This is a genomic window from Sodalis-like endosymbiont of Proechinophthirus fluctus (assembly GCF_001602625.1).
GTDB lineage: Bacteria > Pseudomonadota > Gammaproteobacteria > Enterobacterales > Enterobacteriaceae.
On record NZ_LECR01000050.1, the window covers coordinates 3,634 to 5,152 of the forward strand.

The 1,519-nt window shown below is 46.9% G+C and carries 1 protein-coding gene and 2 pseudogenes; 2 read left to right on the forward strand and 1 reads right to left on the reverse strand.

The genetic code is table 11. The annotated features are described in order from the left end of the window. Positions 1-45: 45 nt before the first annotated feature. Positions 46-444 (reverse strand): annotated as a pseudogene (locus tag BG74_RS17155) (ATP-binding protein); the annotation flags it as partial. Positions 445-1,092: 648 nt separating this feature from the next. Between BG74_RS17155 and BG74_RS17165 the strand changes: the two are divergent. Then, on the forward strand, positions 1,093-1,170 hold a 78-nt coding region (locus BG74_RS17165), incomplete at its 3' end, for a FeoB small GTPase domain-containing protein (protein ID WP_439895682.1). A gap of 1 nt (position 1,171) precedes the next feature. Beyond that, a pseudogene (locus tag BG74_RS13430) lies at positions 1,172-1,519 on the forward strand (FeoB small GTPase domain-containing protein); the annotation flags it as partial.

Here is a 1,519-nt window from a genome sequence, read left to right on the forward strand (position 1 = left end):
ATGCGGCGATGCTTCCTGACAGTAATGCCATGTAATGTCCGACGCTTAGTCAGCGCTTTTGCCGGCGGCTTTGCTGACGCTAGCTCCTTGATCCATTAATACAACCAGCAGCAGAAAATAGGCATGAACACGCAGTCCCTGTCGGGCGCTGCGGCCGATCTCTAGCTTACCGGTATGGGCATCGATGATGCGCTGCACAATGACCAGACCTAGGCCAGTACGTTGGTGCCGCGCGCGCTGCCGCCGTGCACGAACGGCTGGAACAAATACTGTAACTGATCCGATCCGACTTAATGCCCGGACCATCATCCTCGACCTCAAACTAAACGCGGTTGATTTCACAGCCGCTATTCCTTTGATCCAGCCATTGTCGTAGCACACCGTGTTCACCACCATATTCAGTACTGCCCGCTTGATGGACGGCGAGTTAACGTCAATAATCAGCTACTCGTCTTCCGCTATGTGCCATGGTCAATAAAAATAGGCAGCACCCACTCTAGTTATCTAACTCACTTAGACGCATAAAGAAAATTAAACACATTAAATACATAGCATTGTATAAAATCATCAGCAATATATTTATGTGATCGTCGCTAAAAAAGAATTTAGTTGATAATTTGTTTTATTTAGCGCGAGTGATAAGGTTGATAAATTATTTTTATTTTTAACTATTAAATTTTAATAGTTACATTAATTAACACTGCACCTGTCCAGTCTAACAAACGATACCCCGGACGCCGAGGTTATTACCGTTCCCACAGCGCTTTCGGTCACCATCAAGAAGGTCAATATGCAACTGAAATTGCAGCATTATTATAAAATTACCGGCTATGCCAGAGATCCCTCCCGCCTTTTGAAAAAAATACTGTCGCTTGGCATGTTGCTCGGCAGTTAGTTTCAAGTAGTGCGTGTTGCCAAGCTGGGCGGGGATCCCCTGCAAATAGGGGTGCGGTGGGTACAGATGGTATTACGAAAAAAAGATCTCTCATTATTGCTAATGATTCGTACCTGACCATTGACTCGGCCTGATACGAACACGCTGCGTTCCCGGGATAATTAGTTTGTATTTGTCACTTCTTACAGGTTTCATTAATGATCACTATACGTACTGTGGCCTTGATCGGTAATCCCAACGGCGGTAAAATCACCTTATTCAACCAGTTGACCGGCNCCCGCCAGCAGGTCAGTAACTGGACCGGCATTACGGTGGAACGTATAGAAGGATTTTTCACTAACACCGCGCGCAGCGTAATTACGCTGGTCTATCTGCCAGGCGCTTACTATCTGACCACGCTGTCGCAGCAATCCTCTCTGGATGAGAAAATCACCTGTCGGTATATCCTCTAACAGCAAGCGGATGTACTTATCAGCGTAGTCGGACGGTGCCAATCTGGAGCGTAATCTTTATCTGACGCTGCAGGTGCTGGAACTAAGTATTCCCTGCATCGTGGCGCTGAATATGCTGGATATCGCCTGTAACCATAGCATTACCATCGATATCCCGGCGCTGGAGCAACGG